Annotated in this window: 17 protein-coding genes, 1 tRNA gene and 1 pseudogene; 14 read left to right on the top strand and 5 right to left on the bottom strand. The window is 67.5% G+C overall.

Annotated elements, in window-relative coordinates:
- Positions 1-7 precede the first annotated feature (7 nt).
- On the bottom strand, positions 8-916 hold the full coding sequence (gene gluQRS, locus VM780_RS01000; protein ID WP_325444197.1) for a tRNA glutamyl-Q(34) synthetase GluQRS: 909 nt from the start codon (positions 914-916) through the stop codon (positions 8-10).
- Between the two features lie 60 nt (positions 917-976).
- Here gluQRS and VM780_RS00995 point away from each other — a divergent pair, with 60 nt between their 5' ends.
- From VM780_RS00995 to VM780_RS00980, 4 genes are all read left to right on the top strand, one after another.
- The gene (locus VM780_RS00995) at positions 977-1,663 is read left to right on the top strand and encodes a DNA-3-methyladenine glycosylase 2 family protein (protein WP_325444195.1); all 687 of its coding nucleotides are present in this window, start codon (positions 977-979) and stop codon (positions 1,661-1,663) included.
- Entirely contained in the window at positions 1,660-2,346 is a 687-nt protein-coding gene (locus VM780_RS00990; protein WP_325444193.1) for an alpha/beta hydrolase, read from the top strand. Before VM780_RS00995 ends, VM780_RS00990 begins: the two co-directional genes overlap by 4 nt.
- A gap of 66 nt (positions 2,347-2,412) precedes the next feature.
- The gene (locus tag VM780_RS00985; protein WP_325444191.1) at positions 2,413-2,970 is read left to right on the top strand and encodes an HNH endonuclease; all 558 of its coding nucleotides are present in this window, start codon (positions 2,413-2,415) and stop codon (positions 2,968-2,970) included.
- Between the two features lie 232 nt (positions 2,971-3,202).
- Positions 3,203-3,934, top strand: a complete 732-nt coding sequence (locus VM780_RS00980; protein WP_325444189.1) for a L,D-transpeptidase — start codon at positions 3,203-3,205, stop codon at positions 3,932-3,934.
- Here VM780_RS00980 and VM780_RS00975 read toward each other — a convergent pair.
- Both VM780_RS00975 and VM780_RS00970 read right to left on the bottom strand, forming a co-directional pair.
- Positions 3,912-4,412, bottom strand: a complete 501-nt coding sequence (locus VM780_RS00975; RefSeq protein ID WP_325444187.1) for a disulfide bond formation protein B — start codon at positions 4,410-4,412, stop codon at positions 3,912-3,914. The two genes, VM780_RS00980 and VM780_RS00975, sit on opposite strands and share 23 nt — an antisense overlap.
- Positions 4,413-4,473: 61 nt before the next feature.
- Positions 4,474-5,055 carry a YqaA family protein gene (locus tag VM780_RS00970; RefSeq protein WP_325444186.1) on the bottom strand — a complete coding sequence of 194 codons (582 nt, stop codon included), beginning with the start codon at positions 5,053-5,055 and terminating at the stop codon, positions 4,474-4,476.
- 303 nt (positions 5,056-5,358) lie between these two features.
- Between VM780_RS00970 and VM780_RS00965 the strand changes: the two genes are divergently transcribed.
- Positions 5,359-5,754 carry an ester cyclase gene (locus VM780_RS00965; protein WP_325444184.1) on the top strand — a complete coding sequence of 132 codons (396 nt, stop codon included), beginning with the start codon at positions 5,359-5,361 and terminating at the stop codon, positions 5,752-5,754.
- Between the two features lie 74 nt (positions 5,755-5,828).
- A tRNA-Leu gene (locus VM780_RS00960) sits at positions 5,829-5,915 on the top strand.
- A 47-nt stretch (positions 5,916-5,962) separates the two neighbouring features.
- Here VM780_RS00960 and VM780_RS00955 read toward each other — a convergent pair.
- Together VM780_RS00955 and VM780_RS00950 are read right to left on the bottom strand one after the other, a co-directional pair.
- Entirely contained in the window at positions 5,963-7,204 is a 1,242-nt protein-coding gene (locus VM780_RS00955) for an NAD(P)/FAD-dependent oxidoreductase (RefSeq protein WP_325444182.1), read from the bottom strand.
- A gap of 125 nt (positions 7,205-7,329) precedes the next feature.
- Positions 7,330-8,694: an NAD(P)/FAD-dependent oxidoreductase gene (locus tag VM780_RS00950; protein ID WP_325444180.1), complete on the bottom strand. Its 1,365-nt coding sequence runs from the start codon at positions 8,692-8,694 to the stop codon at positions 7,330-7,332.
- 306 nt (positions 8,695-9,000) lie between these two features.
- Here VM780_RS00950 and VM780_RS00945 point away from each other — a divergent pair, with 306 nt between their 5' ends.
- The 8 genes and pseudogenes from VM780_RS00945 to VM780_RS00910 all read left to right on the top strand — a co-directional run.
- Positions 9,001-9,297: a hypothetical protein gene (locus VM780_RS00945; protein ID WP_325444178.1), complete on the top strand. Its 297-nt coding sequence runs from the start codon at positions 9,001-9,003 to the stop codon at positions 9,295-9,297.
- Positions 9,294-9,689 carry a hypothetical protein gene (locus VM780_RS00940; RefSeq protein ID WP_325444176.1) on the top strand — a complete coding sequence of 132 codons (396 nt, stop codon included), beginning with the start codon at positions 9,294-9,296 and terminating at the stop codon, positions 9,687-9,689. The genes VM780_RS00945 and VM780_RS00940 overlap by 4 nt, the downstream gene beginning before the upstream one ends.
- Positions 9,690-9,738: 49 nt before the next feature.
- Positions 9,739-9,897 carry a hypothetical protein gene (locus VM780_RS00935; RefSeq protein WP_325444174.1) on the top strand — a complete coding sequence of 53 codons (159 nt, stop codon included), beginning with the start codon at positions 9,739-9,741 and terminating at the stop codon, positions 9,895-9,897.
- On the top strand, positions 9,897-11,324 hold the full coding sequence (locus VM780_RS00930) for an APC family permease (protein WP_325444172.1): 1,428 nt from the start codon (positions 9,897-9,899) through the stop codon (positions 11,322-11,324). Before VM780_RS00935 ends, VM780_RS00930 begins: the two co-directional genes overlap by 1 nt.
- Before the next feature lie 7 nt (positions 11,325-11,331).
- Positions 11,332-12,036 (top strand): hypothetical protein, encoded by a 705-nt coding sequence (locus tag VM780_RS00925; protein ID WP_325444170.1) that lies wholly within the window; start codon positions 11,332-11,334, stop codon positions 12,034-12,036.
- On the top strand, positions 12,014-12,286 hold the full coding sequence (locus VM780_RS00920) for a hypothetical protein (protein ID WP_325444168.1): 273 nt from the start codon (positions 12,014-12,016) through the stop codon (positions 12,284-12,286). Before VM780_RS00925 ends, VM780_RS00920 begins: the two co-directional genes overlap by 23 nt.
- A 334-nt stretch (positions 12,287-12,620) precedes the next feature.
- A complete protein-coding gene (locus VM780_RS00915) occupies positions 12,621-14,240 on the top strand; it encodes an APC family permease (RefSeq protein ID WP_325444166.1) in 1,620 nt (539 codons plus the stop codon).
- Between the two features lie 65 nt (positions 14,241-14,305).
- A pseudogene (locus VM780_RS00910) lies at positions 14,306-14,638 on the top strand (hypothetical protein); the annotation flags it as partial.

Below are 14,638 nucleotides of genomic sequence, written 5' to 3'. Positions count from 1 at the left end.
TGGGCGCTCAGGGGCTCTGTTGTTGCGTCCGGATCGCGTCTGAACACCCCGCAGCCGCGATCAGCACGTCGTGAGGCGTCCAGCCCGCCGCTCTCAGCGATCGCAGCGAAGGGGAGCCGCGGGTCTTGGCGAGCTTATGGCCATCCGAGGCCACGATCAGGGAGTGGTGGCGATAGATCGGCGTCGGCAAGCCGAGCAGGCGCTGCAGCAGGCGATGGACGGACGTCGCTTCGAAGAGATCCTGACCGCGCACCACATGCGTGACGCCCTGCAGCGCGTCGTCGACCGTCACCGAGACATGATAGCTCGTCGGCGTATCCTTGCGCGCCAGCACGACATCGCCCCAGAGTTCCGGCCGGGCCTCGACGACGCAGCGTTCGCCTGCAGGGCCGCGGCCCTCCTCGAGCCACGTCAGCCGCTCGCCGGCGAGCTCGGCCAGCGCCTTACGCATATCGAGCCGGAGCGCGAACGATCCGTCGATCGGGCCCTTCGCGTCCGGAACCGGCAGGCGCGGCGAGCCGTCGGGATCGCGCGGCCACGGGACCCCCTGGGCCGCCTCCGCCCGCGCGACCGCAGCCGCGATGTCGGATCGGCTGAGGCTGCAGCGATAGAGCAGGCCGCGCCGGTCGAGCGCGTCGAGCGCAAGGCGATAATCCTCGAGATGTTCCGACTGCCGGCGCGGCGCGCCGTCCCAGCGAAAGCCCAGCCAGGCCAGATCCTCTTCGATCGCCTCGGCGAATTCCGGCCGGGAACGCACCGGGTCGATGTCCTCTATCCGCAGCAGCACCCGCCCTCCGACCGCCTCGGCCGCGCGCCATACCGCAAGCGCCGACAGGGCATGGCCGAGGTGCAGATAACCGGTGGGCGATGGGGCAAAGCGGAAGGTCGGCCTCGCGGCAGCGCCAGCCGGCTCCATGACTCCCTCTCCCGGCCGGAGCGAAGGCGGTTCCTGCATCGGTCCTTTCCCGCTAGCCTGATGGCGGTGAGCCATCTGCGCATTCTTAGCAGGACCGAGCTCGACGCGGCGCTCGACGCGCTCTGCGCCCTCGATCCCGAAATGGCGCGCCTGCGGACCGTCGGCGCGGAGCCGCCGCTGCGCACCCTCAGCGGCGACCTCCCCGGACTGGTCTGGGTCGTCAACTCCCAGATGATCTCCGTAGCGGCCGCGCGCGCCATCCATGCGCGGCTTGAGGCCGCGCTTGGCGCCATCGGGCATATGCGGCTCTCACAGGCCCCCGACGAACTGTTCCGCGCCGCCGGCGTGTCGCGGGGGAAACTCCGCACCATCCGAGCGCTGTGCGCGGCCGTCGACGGCGGCCTGGACATAGCAGGGCTCGCTGACCGCGAGGAGGAGGAGGCGCGGGCGCTGCTCACCGCCGTGCCCGGGATCGGGCCGTGGACGGCCGACGTCTTTCTGCTGTTCGCGCACGGCCGCGCCGACGCCTTTCCGGCCGGAGACGTCGCCGTGCAGGCGGCGCTCCAGGCCGCGTTCGATCTGCCGGCGCGGCCTGACCGCGCCGAGGCCGAGCGCATGGCGGAACGTTGGCGGCCGCTGCGCGGAGTGGCGGCGCAACTGCTCTGGGCCTATTACGGCGCCATGCGCGGCGGGCCTGATGCGGTCGCTGCGCCGACCCGACCCGCGACCGTGGAAGAGATCCTATGAGCCAGCAGATCGACGGCCCCCGCCTTCCGCCCGCTTCCGGGGCCGCCAAGTCGCTCGTCGTCTTCCTGCACGGCTATGGGGCCGACGGGAACGATCTGATCGCGATCGGCCGGGAGTGGGCGCGGCTGCTGCCGGACGCCGCTTTCGTCGCGCCGCACGCGCCGGAGCGCTGCATGGCCTCGCCCTCCGGCCGCCAATGGTTTCCGCTCACCTTCCGCGATCCCGACGAGCGCCGGCGCGGCGTGATCGCAGCCCGGCCGGGCCTCGACGCGTTTCTGGACGCCGAGCTCGCCCGCCATGGCCTGACCGGCGACCGGCTGGCTCTTGTGGGCTTCAGCCAGGGAACCATGATGGCGCTGCATGTCGGCCTGAGGCGGGCCGCGCCGCCGGCCGCGATCCTCGGCTATTCGGGCATGCTGGTGTCGCCGGAAGTCCTGCAAGCGGAGGCGACGGGCAAGCCGCCGATCCTGCTGGTGCATGGCGAGCGCGACGACGTCATCCCGGTCGACGCGTTGTTCGCCGCAATGGACTCGCTCGGCGCAGCCGAGATCCCGGTGGAGTGGCATCTTTCGCCCGGCGTCGGCCACGGCATCGACCCGGAAGGACTGCGCCAGGGCGGCGCCTTCCTGGCGAGCGCGCTCAAACCTCGCAGAACAAGCCTTCGTGCGACTTCACAAGCCTGACGCACGACATATAGGATACTCCGCAAGCGCGGGGTGTTGCGCCTGCGCGCGCTTAGGGAGTGCGTGGTGACGGTCGCCGTCTCGCCTGATGCGTGCCCGGCTCTGGTTCTCAACGCGGACTACCGTCCGCTCAGCTACTATCCGTTGTCGCTCTGGGCCTGGCAGGACGCCATCAAGGCGATCTTCCTCGATCGGGTGAACGTGCTGTCTCGCTACGATCGGACGGTGCACAGCCCGTCCTTCGAGATGAGGCTGCCCTCGGTCGTCTGCCTGAAGACCTACGTGAAGCCGTCGCGCAATCCGGCGTTCACGCGGTTCAACGTCTTCCTGCGCGACCGGTTCTCCTGCCAGTACTGCGGCGCGCGCGAGGACCTGACCTTCGACCACGTCATTCCGCGTTCGCGCGGCGGCCAGACGACGTGGGAGAACGTGGTCGCGGCCTGCTCCCCCTGTAATCTGCGGAAGGGCGGGCAGATGCCCGAGGACTGCGGCATGCGGCCGACCCAGGCGCCGTTCCAGCCGTCGGTCCACGACCTTCACCGCAACGGTCGGGCCTTCCCGCCGAACTATCTCCACGACAGCTGGCTCGACTACCTCTACTGGGATTCCGAACTGGAGCCCTGATGAGCAGCCGCGCCAGTTTCGTTCAGTTACGGCGTGCGCCGCTCAAGAATACGTGATCGTGGATCTCCGACTTGTCCTGCACAGCAGTGCCGTAACAAGCGTGGCAGATTAGCAACTCGTCTCGCGCCGCCACTGTTTCGAACGGGTTTTGACGTCTCACTGCCTCGATCACAGCCGATCGCTGCTGCGTCCAGCCACCGCTGGACTATCCTGCGATCACACGGCGACAATCATGACATTCTTTTCTTGGGCCACGCTCCGTGGGGGCGGTCGATGCTGCGCGCTGATCTGTGGCGCGCTCGCTCTTTCGGCCTGTGCTTCATCGGGTCCCCGTACTGCGGCTGGCCCGGTCCACGATCCGGCGACGCTCGCCATGTATGGTCCCGAGCCCGACGAGCGCTTTGCCCTGCCGGCCACTGATATTTCGAAGGTCGACCCCAGGTGGCTGCGCCAGCAGGTCGCCTACGCCACGCAGGAGCGGCCCGGCTCCATCGTGATCGATACGCGCGCACGGTACCTGTACCTCGTTCAGGAGAACGGCATGGCGCTCCGTTACGGCATCGGGGTCGGCAAGGCCGGGCTCGAATTCGCCGGGGCCGCGCGCGTGGGCCGGAAGGCCGAATGGCCGCGCTGGACTCCGACGCGGGACATGATCGCGCGCGAACCGGAGCGCTATGGCCCGGCCGCGGATGGGGTCCCGCCCGGCCTGCAAAATCCGCTGGGACCGCGCGCGCTCTACCTCTTCGAGGGAGACCGGGACACGTTGTTCCGCATCCACGGCACGTCGGAGCCGTGGTCCATCGGCAGGGCGGTGTCGAGCGGCTGCATCCGCCTGTTCAACCAGGACATCATTGATCTCTACGCCCGGGTACCGAAGGACACGCCCGTCATCGTGCTGCAGGACGCCGCCGATCTGCCGACGGCGGATGTGGCGGCGCCCGCTATCGGGCCGTCGGAAGCCTGAGCGCGTAGGCGGCGAGAGCCGCAAGGCCGGCTGAGATCAGCGCATTGTAGCCGGCCAGCGAGACCCCGAGCAGCCGCCAGGCTGCCGCGTCGCACGGCACCACGCGGGTGCCGCTCATCTGCTCGAGCAGATCGCTCGCCGATGTCGGCGCGGCGTTCGCGCCGGCGCAACTCGCGGGGCCCGGCCAGAAGCCCCATTCGACGCCGGCGTGGTAGCCGCCAAGGACGGCCCCTCCGAGGAACAGAAGCCCCGCGGCGGCGAGCAGCAGCCGCGCGGCGCCGGGCGCGCCTGCCGCCGCGACCAGCCCCGCGGCGAGCGCGAGCGGCGCGCCGACGTAATAGGGCCACCGCTCCCACAGGCAGAGCATGCAGGGCACGTAGCCGAAGCCGTGCTGGAACACGAGCGCCGCGCCGACCGTCAGGGCTGCGGCCGCGGCGATCGCGAAGGCCAGGATCGCCATTGAAGGGGCGCGGCTCATGAGGCTCGATATCACCGATCTCGCGCGGGCTGTCGCCGGGGCCGTTGGCCGCGAAGCCCGCTCACACCACGTATTTGACCAGCACGAAGCCGCCCACGACGAAGGCCAGAAGCAGGATCGTCGCGACCTCGAGGCGCTTCTCGATGAACTCCCGCACCGGCTCGCCATAGCGCTTGAGCAGCCAGGCGACGAGCAGGAACCGCAACGTCCGTGAGATGATCGTCAGCAGCACGAACAGGAAGATGTTGTAGCCCGCGAAGCCGGACACGATGGTCACCAGCTTGTAGGGGATCGGCGTCAGGCCCTTGAGCAGGATGATCCACAGCCCGTACTCGGCGTAGGCGTGCCGGAACGCCTCCATCTTGTCGCCGTAGCCGTAGAGATTGATGATCCAGAGGCCGACGCTGTCATAGAGCAGAGCGCCGATGGCGTAGCCGAGCAGACCGCCGAGCGTCGACGCGATCCCGCACAGGATCGCGTAGTAATAGGCGCGCTCGGGCCGCGCGATCGTCATCGGCACCAGCAGGACGTCGGGCGGCAGCGGGAAGAACGAGCTCTCCGTGAAAGCGACCCAGAACAGGGCCTGGTCCGCTTTCGGGCCCGCGGCCAGCGAAAGCGTCCACTCGTAAAGGCGTCTCAGCATTCCCGACCCTTCGCTGAGACGCGGAGCATGCCCCGAATCGTCCCCGTTCTGACCGCGCCTGGCGTGACGGCGCCGAGGTTAAAGGCCGAAGCCTAATGAGGGCTTTGCGCGCCCGGCGCAAGTCGTGAGTTTCTCGGCCCTGGGGCGAGGCGGCTTGAACGCGTTCACCTTCATTTGAGGGCGCCTGTCACGCACAGCGGCGTCATCGCCCCCCGCTTCAGCGGCGGCGTCAGCGAACCTCGCCGCGAACCGGCCGTTGACGCCGAGGCCGGACCCTCCTGTCCGGCGAAGGGAGGAGGATCGATGACCCGCGACGAGCTCGAAGCGCTGTACCGGCGCTACATCGCGTGCCTGAACGACCGCAGTCTGGACGAGGCCGAGGGCTTCTACTGGGAGGAGTTGCTCTACAATGGCGGCCGCATGAGCCGCGCCGAGTGGCGCGCCCGAGCGATCGAGGACAGCTTCGCCGCGATGCCCGACCTTCAGTGGAGCGTCGAGAAGCTCGTCATCGAGGGCGACTTCGTCGCTGCGCGGCTGCGCGACACCGCAACGCTGACGCGTCAGTGGCAGGGCCTTGCGCCGACAGGGAGGCGCGCCGCCTTCGGCGAGAACGTCTTCTACCATTTCCGGGACGGCAGGATCGACGAGGTGTGGTCGATCGCGGACGTCGTCGCGCTCGGTTCGCCGGATCAGGACTAGCCATCTGGCGCCCCCGCCCGAGGTGGGTTACAGGAGCCAGACGCCTGCGGGCGTCCTGCACGACTGGCAGCGCCGCGGGCGTGGCGGAACTGGTAGACGCAGCGGACTCAAAATCCGCCGTCCTCACGGATATGTCGGTTCGAGTCCGACCGCCCGCACCATCGCTTTCCTTGCCATCGCCGAGCTTCGACGGCTGCGTGCATACGGGCTACCGGCGTTCGCGGGCGGCGAGAATCGCCTCCGCTGCCGCGAGGCCGGTCCGGAGCGCGCCATGCGCGGTCGAATAGTCCCGCGTCGAACACGCTTCGCCGGCGAAGAACAGCCGGTCATCCACCGGAGCCGCCAGGATCTCGCGCTGCCCCGCCATGCCTGGCAGCGCGAAGGAGTAGGACCCGCGCGCATACGGATCGGCGCGCCAGGAATGGCTCGCGAGCGGCCGCAGCCGATCTTTGAAGGCCGCGCCGAACAGGCCCGTCAGCTCCTGCCTCGCAAAGTCGAAGAAGCCGTCGGGGCCGCCGCGTTCCAGATCGGCCGCGAGCGCGCCGCCAAAATAGGCTTCGATCAGCGGCCGCCCGAGCGGGCGAAAATGATAGGCCCCCGTTGCGGCGCGGTCGGTGCGGCCGAAGGCGCGGCTGTCGACCTCGAACGCCTCCGCGCCTTCAAGCGCGATGTAGAGCTTGTCGGCGAGTCCGAGCGGCAAGCCGGCCGCGGCCGCAGCCTTCTCTGGCAGAGCCGGCCTGAACACGATTGCCTCCTCGGCGAGGAGATCGGTCGGCAGAGTGATGATGACGCGCTCGGCGGAGATCACGCCCTGCGGCGTCGTGATCCGGACGCGCCTGCCGCTATGGTCGATCTCGCTCACCGGGCAACCGAGCGCGAGCGGCGCGCCGTCTGCATGCGCCGCGATGACGGCGCCGTAGCCTGCGCTCACCCGCCAGTTCACGCCGGTGTCGCGATAGGCGGCGAGGTCACGGGCGGAGACGCGATGCAGTTCGGCGCCGCTCACATAGGTGCTCACCGCGTCGAGCAGCTCGTTCCAGCGACCGCCGGGCTCGAGGCAGTCAGACGCCGGCCGGTCTGGCTCTGCGGCCGCGACCTCGGCCAGCCGCGCATGAAACCGCTCGCTCGCGGCGCGGAAGCGCGCCTGCTCCTCGGCGGGAAACGCGTCCCCGAGAGCAGCCTTGCTCCAAGGCGCGGGCGATCGGTCGACGGACCGTCCCTGCCGCTCGGTGATCTCGGTCCAGGGGTTCTCGTCGCCCGAATGCAGCCAGCCGCAGCCGAGGTCCAGCGCGCCGCCGATCGGGTCCGACACCGTGAAGCTGCGGCCGCCGAGTCGCGACCGCGCCTCGATCAGCAGGACGTCGACGCCCGCCTCGTGCAGGCGCCGGGCGGCGCCGATCCCTGCTGCGCCCGCGCCGACGACCGCGACTTCGACTTCCGCCTTGCCCATGAGTCAAGCCACGCCCGCGCCCCGTCGCGGACGCGCGGACCTTCTGGCGCCTGAGGCCTGCGCCCGCAAGCACAGACCCGACGCAGCTTGGCTGCGCGGCTCTCCACGAACAGGCCGGGACGCCTTTACTCGGCGGCCCGTTGCTCCGGTTGATTGAGGAACGCCTCGAGCGAGTCGTCCATCGCCTTCATCCACACCGTGTGGTGAACCGGCGCCATGTTGCCGGTGATCGTCGATGGGTAGGAGCGATCCCGGTAGGTCAGGATGCCCTCGACCTTGTGGTGCTCCCACTCCTTGAAGAGCTCCGCCACCCGGTCGACGTCGAGACGCGGGTAGTCGGTCGCGCTCAGCAGGTCGCGGACATACTCCGTCTGGAAGTCGATCGCCTGATACGGATCCTCGAGCGCCTCCTCGCGGCGCACCCAGGACTCGCTGTCCTCATGCATCGCCGCGCGGTCGGGCAGCGCGATCCGGCCGAGCACGACGTCGCGGGCGTACCAGGCCTGCGCGTCGAACATGTTGAACGTATAATACTGATCCTGCGCGCCGATATACATCAGCTTCGGGTTCGGCTCCCAGAAGATGCCCTTGTAGAGGTTCGGCGGAAACAGCCGATTGCGCGTCTCGAGCCTGAGATCGTCCGGCAGGAACGGATAGTGGTTGAGGTAGCCGGTGCAGAAGATGATGGCGTCGACGTCGTCGACCGAAGAGCCGTCCTTGAAGTAGCAGGTCGAGCCCTCGACCCGGGTGAGCAGCGGCTTCTCCTCAAAACCCTCCGGCCAGTCGAAGCCCATCGGCTTGGTGCGATAACTGAAGGTGATCCGCTTCGCGCCGTATTTGTGACACTGGGTGCCGATGTCCTCGGCCGAGTAGCTCGAGCCGATCATCAGAACGTGCTTGCCGGCGAACTCGTCGGCGCAGCGGAAATCATGGGCGTGCAGCACGCGGCCCAGGAACTTGTCGATGCCCTCGAACTGAGGAACGTTCGGCGTGGAGAAGTGGCCGTTGGCCACGATCACATAGTCGAACTCTTCAGTAATATGCTTCTTCGCCACAAGGTCCTTGACCGTCACGGTGAACTTTTCGGCGACGTCATCATAATGGACGTCGCGGACGGCATGATTGAACTTGCAGTACTTGCGGACGCCTGACTTCTCGACCCGGCCGGCGATGTAGTCGTGCAGCACGGCGCGCGGCGGATAGGACGGGATCGGCCGGCCGAAATGCTCCTCGAAGGAATAGTCGGCGAACTCCAGACACTCCTTCGGGCCGTTCGACCAGAGATAGCGGTACATCGAGCCGTGGACCGGCTCGCCGAATTCGTCGAGGCCGGCGCGCCATGTGTAGTTCCACAGGCCGCCCCAGTTCGACTGCTTCTCGTAGCAGACCACCTCAGGAACGTCCGCGCCCTTCTGGCGGGCGGATTCGAAGGCCCGGAGAGCGGCCAAACCGCTCGGACCAGCGCCGATGACTGCGATGCGCTTGTTCAACGGATCTCTCCTTCACGGCTCACGCCGAGGCGCCGCCCCGCCTCGAGCATTGCTAAGCTCAGCCTAGCCGGCAGCGGCGAGCTAAGTCACCGCTTTCCTCTATGTCAATATAGTTTCCTTGAGTGAAACGTTCATATTTTGGAGTCCGACGCCGCCCTGAAGTTCTTGAGCATTGCATCGGATTCCGATGTGCTCAAACGATTGTCGCGCTGCACATTCATGAGGCCCTTGACGCCCGCAAAATAGGCGGTCAACCTTTCCTCAAAAGAGCGAAATTTTCTTCGCAAGAACATGGGGAGGATGGCTATGCGCGATCATCAGGCGCGTGTCGAAAGTATGTACCGGCGGGACAAACTCGCGGCCTACGTGTCCGTAACGGCCGTGTGGGCGGTCTACGCCTTCGCCTTCTGGCGCATGGCCGATCAGTTCGCAGCAAGCGGCGTGACGCTGCTGATGCTCATCCTCGCCGGGCTGGTGCTGCTGCTGAACACGGCGGCGGTCTGGGCCCTGATCCGGCATTATCAGGAGGACAAGGCCGCCATCTACGGCACCGACATCTACTATCTGGACCGCATCATCGCCGAGCGGAGGGCCGCCCGATGAGGAAGCAGCCTTACGAGCCGCCGGTTCAGTCGATCTTCGGTCAGGTCGTCGACGCCTTCATCATGCTCGCGCTGGTTCTGGTGACGCTTTACCTGCCGCTCCTGCTGAAGCTCGCCGGCGGCGGCACCACCACGACCGCCTACGACAATCCGACCTGGGAAGCGCTCGGCCAGAACCCCACCATGGCGGCGCAGTGGGAAAAGCTCGGGTTTGATCCCGCCTCAGCCGCCGCGATCATCGGCGTGAAGTTCGACTACACCTTCTCCTGGATCGCCTGCGCGATCACGGCGGCGGTCGTGATCGCCTATTTCGTCGGAATGATCCGCTGGTCGGACAAGGAATACCGTGAAGTCATCGCCGAGCGCTTCGGCGACGACGGCCCGTCCGCCTGATCCGCCCGATGTCAGAAGCCATACCGAGGAGGCCGAAATGATATCGGCAATGAACATTTGCGCCTGGTCTGCAGCCGCCGCGCTCGCGCTCTGGATGCTCTGGGACATGCTGCGAACCAACCGGTCCTATTCGGAGGAATACCTGACCTCCTCCGCCGAGGGCGAGATCATCGACGCCGAGCTCGGCGAAACCACGGCGAGGTCGTGATGGTGGACGTCGCTCATCCTGTAAGCCCGGCCGCTCCAGCGGCCGCCGCCTCCGCCACTCCGGCGCGCGTCGCGCTCAAGCGCGTGCTTGGCCCCGCGCATGTCTGGGGCCTCGGCGTCGGCATCGTGCTCGTCGGCGAGTTCATGGGCTGGAACTTCGCGGTCGGCAAAGGCGGCGCGATCGCCGCGCTCACCGCCTGCTGGCTGGCCGGCATCCTCTACACCTGCGTCGCCATGATCGACTCGGAGGTGACCTCGACGGTCGCCGCCGCCGGCGGCCAGTACGCCCAGGCCAAACACATCATCGGCCCGCTCGCGGCCTTCAATGTCGGCCTCTACCTCGTGATGGCCTACACCATGCTCGAGGTCTCGAACGCCATCGTCACCGGCGACCTGATCGAGGCGTTCACCCACAATATGGGGCTCGTCGGCGAACTCGATAAACGCGCCTTCATGGTGCTGACGATCGTGTTCCTGGCTTGGCTCAACTACCGCGGCGTGCTCGCTACGCTGACCGTGAACTATGTCATCACGGCCATCGCGTTCTCGGCGATCCTGGTCCTGTTCGTCGCGATCCGTCCCTGGGCGCCCGGCGAAGTCACCAAGCACGCCGAACTCCTGACCGGCCTGCCCTATGGCGGCCTCGGCATCCTGGCCGCGATGCATTTCGGCCTCTGGTACTATCTCGGCATCGAGGGCACGACCCAGGCCGCCGAAGAGGTCCGCTCGCCGGCTCGCTCGCTGCCGCTCGGGACGCTGACCGGCATCATGACGCTGCTGATCGCGGCGACCCTGACCTGGTATGTCGGCGCCGGCCTGATGCCCTGGGAATATCTCGGCCAGGCGATCACGCCGCTCTACGACGCCGGCCGCCTCACCGGCAGCGCGCCGCTCGAAGTGTTCCTGTTCGTCGGCACGCTGTTCGCGACGCTCGCCTCCGCCAATGGCTGCATCAACGACGCGTCCCGCGCATGGTTCGCGATGGGCCGCGATCGCTACATGCCGGTGTGGTTCGGCGGCGTCCATCCGAAGTACCGGACGCCGTTCCGCTCGATCGTGTTCTTCGTGCCGATCGCGATCCTGTTCGCGGTCTCCACCCCGCTCGACCAGACGATCACCTTCTCGATCCTCTCCGGCCTGCTGGGCTACACGATCATGGCGATCGCGGTGATCATCTTCCGCCGCAAATGGCCGCTCGGATCGATCACGCGGGGCTACATCCACCCGCTTCACCCGCTTCCCGCGATCCTGCTGGTGACGCTGTGCGCCGTGACCTACTTCGCGGTCTTCCTCGGCTACGGCACGCAGTTGCTCGCCATGATGAGCTTCTACATCCTGGCGTCGGCCTGGTTCGTCCTGCACCGCTACAAATACTGCCGTCGCGGCGAGCAGTTCACGATGCCCTGGCCGAAGCCCCGGGGATACTGAGGCGGCGATGATCGGAACCGCCGTTCTCGCAGGGATCTCCGCGGCGGCGCTCGCCGTCGCGGCGATCCGTCTCAAGAGAGCGGCGGACGCCGAGAACGACGGGCGCCGCGACATTCTCGCGGACTGCCTGCCGCTCCTCGAGGGGCCCGACCTGAAGCCGGATCCCTCGAGCTACGGCGTCTTGCGGGGCCGCTACCGCGGCTTCGAGGTCGCGCTTCGGCCGGTCGCCGAACAACTCGCCTTCCGTCGCCTTCCGCAACTCTGGCTGATCGCCTCGGTCCGCCTTCCGACGGGCGCTCAGGCCACCATCGACGTCTTGCGGCGTCCGACGGGCGCGGAATTCTTTGCGCTCGGAGGACAACTTCCACTGGGCTTGAGGCCGCCGGCATCGTGGCCGCAGGATTCAAGCGTCCGCGGCTCGCGCGACGCACAGCGGCTGCTTTCCGGCCTGGAGACTGCGCTCGCCGCCCCGCTCGCTGACGATCTCACCAAGGAAATCTCTGTCACGCCCGCGGGCGCCCGCGTCGTGCGCCAGCTCCGGCAGGGCGCGCGAGGCGCCTATCTGCTGTTTCGCGACAGCCGCTTCGAAAATCCCCGCGCGCAGCCGGCCGAAGCCGCCGCCGCGCTGGATCTTGCGATTTCCGCGGCGCGCGCCGCCGCGGACGCCAGCCAAAGGGAAGGTCTCGCCGATGCCGCTCCGCACGCCGCCTGACCCACGGCTTGCTCTGCTGGTCGCCGCCATTCTGCCGGGCATGGGCCATGTCATGATCGGCCGCGCGGCGCGCGGGCTGGGATTCGCCTTCTTCACGCTGATCCTCGGATGGCTTTCCACGAAGTTCGCCCCGCCGGACGCCAACTTCATCGGCAGACATGCCGGAGGCTTCTTCGTCTGGGCGCTGTCCCTGCCGGATGCCTATAAAAGCGCCCGCATCGACGCTGCTCGCTCAAAAATGCGACAATAGATGCCCGCCTCGAAGGCGGGCGCCGAGCATAAATTTTCCTCACGGGAAAAACTTTTGACAAGAACCAAAAGTGCTGCATGATCCCGCTCCGGGTCGCGCAGGACATGGCGGAGGTCGTCCTCTTCCAGGCCGATAGAGCGTGCCGACGTCCGCACGGACTGCACTTGCGGAGCGCGTCGGAAGCGAAGTCGGTCCTGTCGCCCAATTAGGTAGTGACAAGCATACCCCGGCAATGACGCCAGACTCTGCAGAGGCCAGTCTCTCGGATCAGCGGCACGGGGCGGCGGCCTGCGCCGGCTGACGGCGCACACTTCAGGGGCACGGGGAAACACCAATGACGATAGCAATGACCGAGACGCCGGTCTCAGCCGACGACACGCATCATCTGCGGCGAAGCATTTCCTGGACTGGCGCGTTCTGGGTGGCGAGCGGCGTTCCGCCGCTCGTGCTGTTCTCGATCGGCGGCATCGCCGGCACCACCGGCACGCCCGCTTTCGCGATCTGGGCGGCGTCGATGATGATGGGCTTCCTGCAGTCCTTCGTATACGCCGAGATCGCCGGTCTGTTCCCCAACAAGTCGGGCGGCGCCTCGATCTATGGCGCGGCCGCCTGGGTGCGCTACGCAAAGCCGATCGCGCCGCTCTCGGTCTGGTGCAACTGGTTCGCCTGGTCGCCCGTCCTCTCGCTCGGCTGCTCGATCGCCGCCGGCTACATCCTGACCGCGATCGCCCCCGTCACGCCCGGTCTGGCGGGCTGGACGCTGTTTTCCGGCTCCCTCGGTCCGGTGTCGTTCTCGTTGAACTCGGCGTTCTTCATCGGCGCGGCGCTGATGCTCGCCACCTTCGCGGTTCAGCATCGCGGGATCCTGGGAACGGCGCGGGTTCAGCGGATCGTCGGCGTGCTGGTTCTGGTGCCGCTCGTCATCGTCGGCGTCGCTCCGCTGCTGCAGCACGGCGTCAACTGGTCGAACTTCCAGCCCTTCGTGCCGATCGCCGAAGCCTACAAGCCTGAGCCGGGCGCGTGGAACATCCCTGGCTGGACCCTTGTGCTCGGCGGCATGTTCATCGCCGCCTGGTCGACCTACGGCTTCGAGACCGCGATCTGCTACACGAGCGAATTCAAGGATCCCGCTCGCGACACCTTCAAGGCGATCTTCTTCTCGGGCCTGCTGTGCATCGCGATCTTCGTGATCGTGCCCTTCACCTTCCAGAGCGAGCTCGGCCTGACGGGCATGCTCGAGACGCCGATCGTCGACGGCTCCGGCGTCGCTTCGGCGCTCGCCCATATGGTCGGCGGCGGGCCGATCATCGAGAACGCGCTGGTCATGCTGATGATCCTCGCGCTCATGCTCTGCCTCATGACCGCCATGGCGGGCTCCTCGCGGACGCTCTACCAGGGCTCGGTCGACGGCTGGCTCCCGCGCTACCTGTCCTACGTCAATCATCATGGCGCGCCGACCAACGCCATGTGGACGGACCTCTGCGTGAACCTCGTCCTGCTGGCGATCGCCTGCGCGGACGCCACGTCGTTCTTCTTCATCCTCGCCGTGTCGAACTGCGGCTACATCATCTTCAACTTCCTCAACCTGAACTCGGGCTGGATCCACCGGATCGACAGCGGCCACATCCCGCGCCCCTACAAGGCGCCCGCCTTCATCATCGGGCTCGGCGCAGTGTTCGCCTTCGTCAACGCCATCTTCATGGGGGCCGGCGCGAAGGTCTGGAACCCGATGGCGCTGTGGGCGGGCATGATCACGGCCGCCATGATCATCCCGGTGTTCTTCTACCGGCACTATGTGCAGGACAAGGGCAAGTTCCCGGCGCAGATGCTTGAGGATCTTCAGGTCGGATCCGAGGGCTTCTCCGCCTCACGCAAGGCCGGCATGCTGCCTTACCTCACGCTTGTCGCCGGCGTGGTGGTGGTCCTGATCGCGAACGCCGTCTTCCAACTCTGACACCCGAACCAGCCCCGGCGCGTCCGCGCGCCGGGGCTTTTTGTTGAGCGCAGAGTCCCTGTGACATGAATCTTTCCGAGATAAAGAGCCGTCCGGTTTATGGCGGGCTGCGGGTTGACGGCGCGGCGCGGCGGCATTTGGTGGCGGCGGAGGGCGAGGGGGCGCTTGCGGCGCTTGCGGCGTTCGGCGCGGCGCCCGAGGCGCTGGGGCGGACCGCGATCCTGTACTGTCCGGCGGGCTCGGCCGGCCAGGGCCGCGAGGCGGCGCTGCAGGCGCTCGGGGCGGACGCGGTCTATGTGACGCCGTCGGTCGAGACCCTGCTGTTCCGGCTGAACGTGATGCTCGGCGTCGCCACGATGGGGACCCGGATCTACGCCGCCGGCCGCGAGGGCTTCATC

The organism is Hansschlegelia sp. (genome assembly GCF_035538955.1).
Classification (GTDB): Bacteria; Pseudomonadota; Alphaproteobacteria; order Rhizobiales; family Methylopilaceae; genus Methylopila.
Note: the sequence above shows the minus strand (reverse complement) of the source record. Positions and strands in the feature narration are given on the sequence as shown.

Excerpts from the sequence above, each read along its gene's own strand:
- gluQRS (WP_325444197.1), bottom strand. The coding sequence starts at position 916 with ATGGAGCCGGCTGGCGCTGCCGCGAGGCCGACCTTCCGCTTTGCCCCA.
- VM780_RS00995 (WP_325444195.1), top strand. The coding sequence starts at position 977 with ATGGCGGTGAGCCATCTGCGCATTCTTAGCAGGACCGAGCTCGACGCG.
- VM780_RS00990 (WP_325444193.1), top strand. The coding sequence starts at position 1,660 with ATGAGCCAGCAGATCGACGGCCCCCGCCTTCCGCCCGCTTCCGGGGCC.
- VM780_RS00980 (WP_325444189.1), top strand. The coding sequence starts at position 3,203 with ATGACATTCTTTTCTTGGGCCACGCTCCGTGGGGGCGGTCGATGCTGC.
- VM780_RS00975 (WP_325444187.1), bottom strand. The coding sequence starts at position 4,412 with ATGAGCCGCGCCCCTTCAATGGCGATCCTGGCCTTCGCGATCGCCGCG.
- VM780_RS00970 (WP_325444186.1), bottom strand. The coding sequence starts at position 5,055 with ATGCTGAGACGCCTTTACGAGTGGACGCTTTCGCTGGCCGCGGGCCCG.
- VM780_RS00965 (WP_325444184.1), top strand. The coding sequence starts at position 5,359 with ATGACCCGCGACGAGCTCGAAGCGCTGTACCGGCGCTACATCGCGTGC.
- VM780_RS00955 (WP_325444182.1), bottom strand. The coding sequence starts at position 7,204 with ATGGGCAAGGCGGAAGTCGAAGTCGCGGTCGTCGGCGCGGGCGCAGCA.
- VM780_RS00945 (WP_325444178.1), top strand. The coding sequence starts at position 9,001 with ATGCGCGATCATCAGGCGCGTGTCGAAAGTATGTACCGGCGGGACAAA.
- VM780_RS00940 (WP_325444176.1), top strand. The coding sequence starts at position 9,294 with ATGAGGAAGCAGCCTTACGAGCCGCCGGTTCAGTCGATCTTCGGTCAG.
- VM780_RS00935 (WP_325444174.1), top strand. The coding sequence starts at position 9,739 with ATGAACATTTGCGCCTGGTCTGCAGCCGCCGCGCTCGCGCTCTGGATG.
- VM780_RS00930 (WP_325444172.1), top strand. The coding sequence starts at position 9,897 with ATGGTGGACGTCGCTCATCCTGTAAGCCCGGCCGCTCCAGCGGCCGCC.
- VM780_RS00925 (WP_325444170.1), top strand. The coding sequence starts at position 11,332 with ATGATCGGAACCGCCGTTCTCGCAGGGATCTCCGCGGCGGCGCTCGCC.
- VM780_RS00920 (WP_325444168.1), top strand. The coding sequence starts at position 12,014 with ATGCCGCTCCGCACGCCGCCTGACCCACGGCTTGCTCTGCTGGTCGCC.
- VM780_RS00915 (WP_325444166.1), top strand. The coding sequence starts at position 12,621 with ATGACGATAGCAATGACCGAGACGCCGGTCTCAGCCGACGACACGCAT.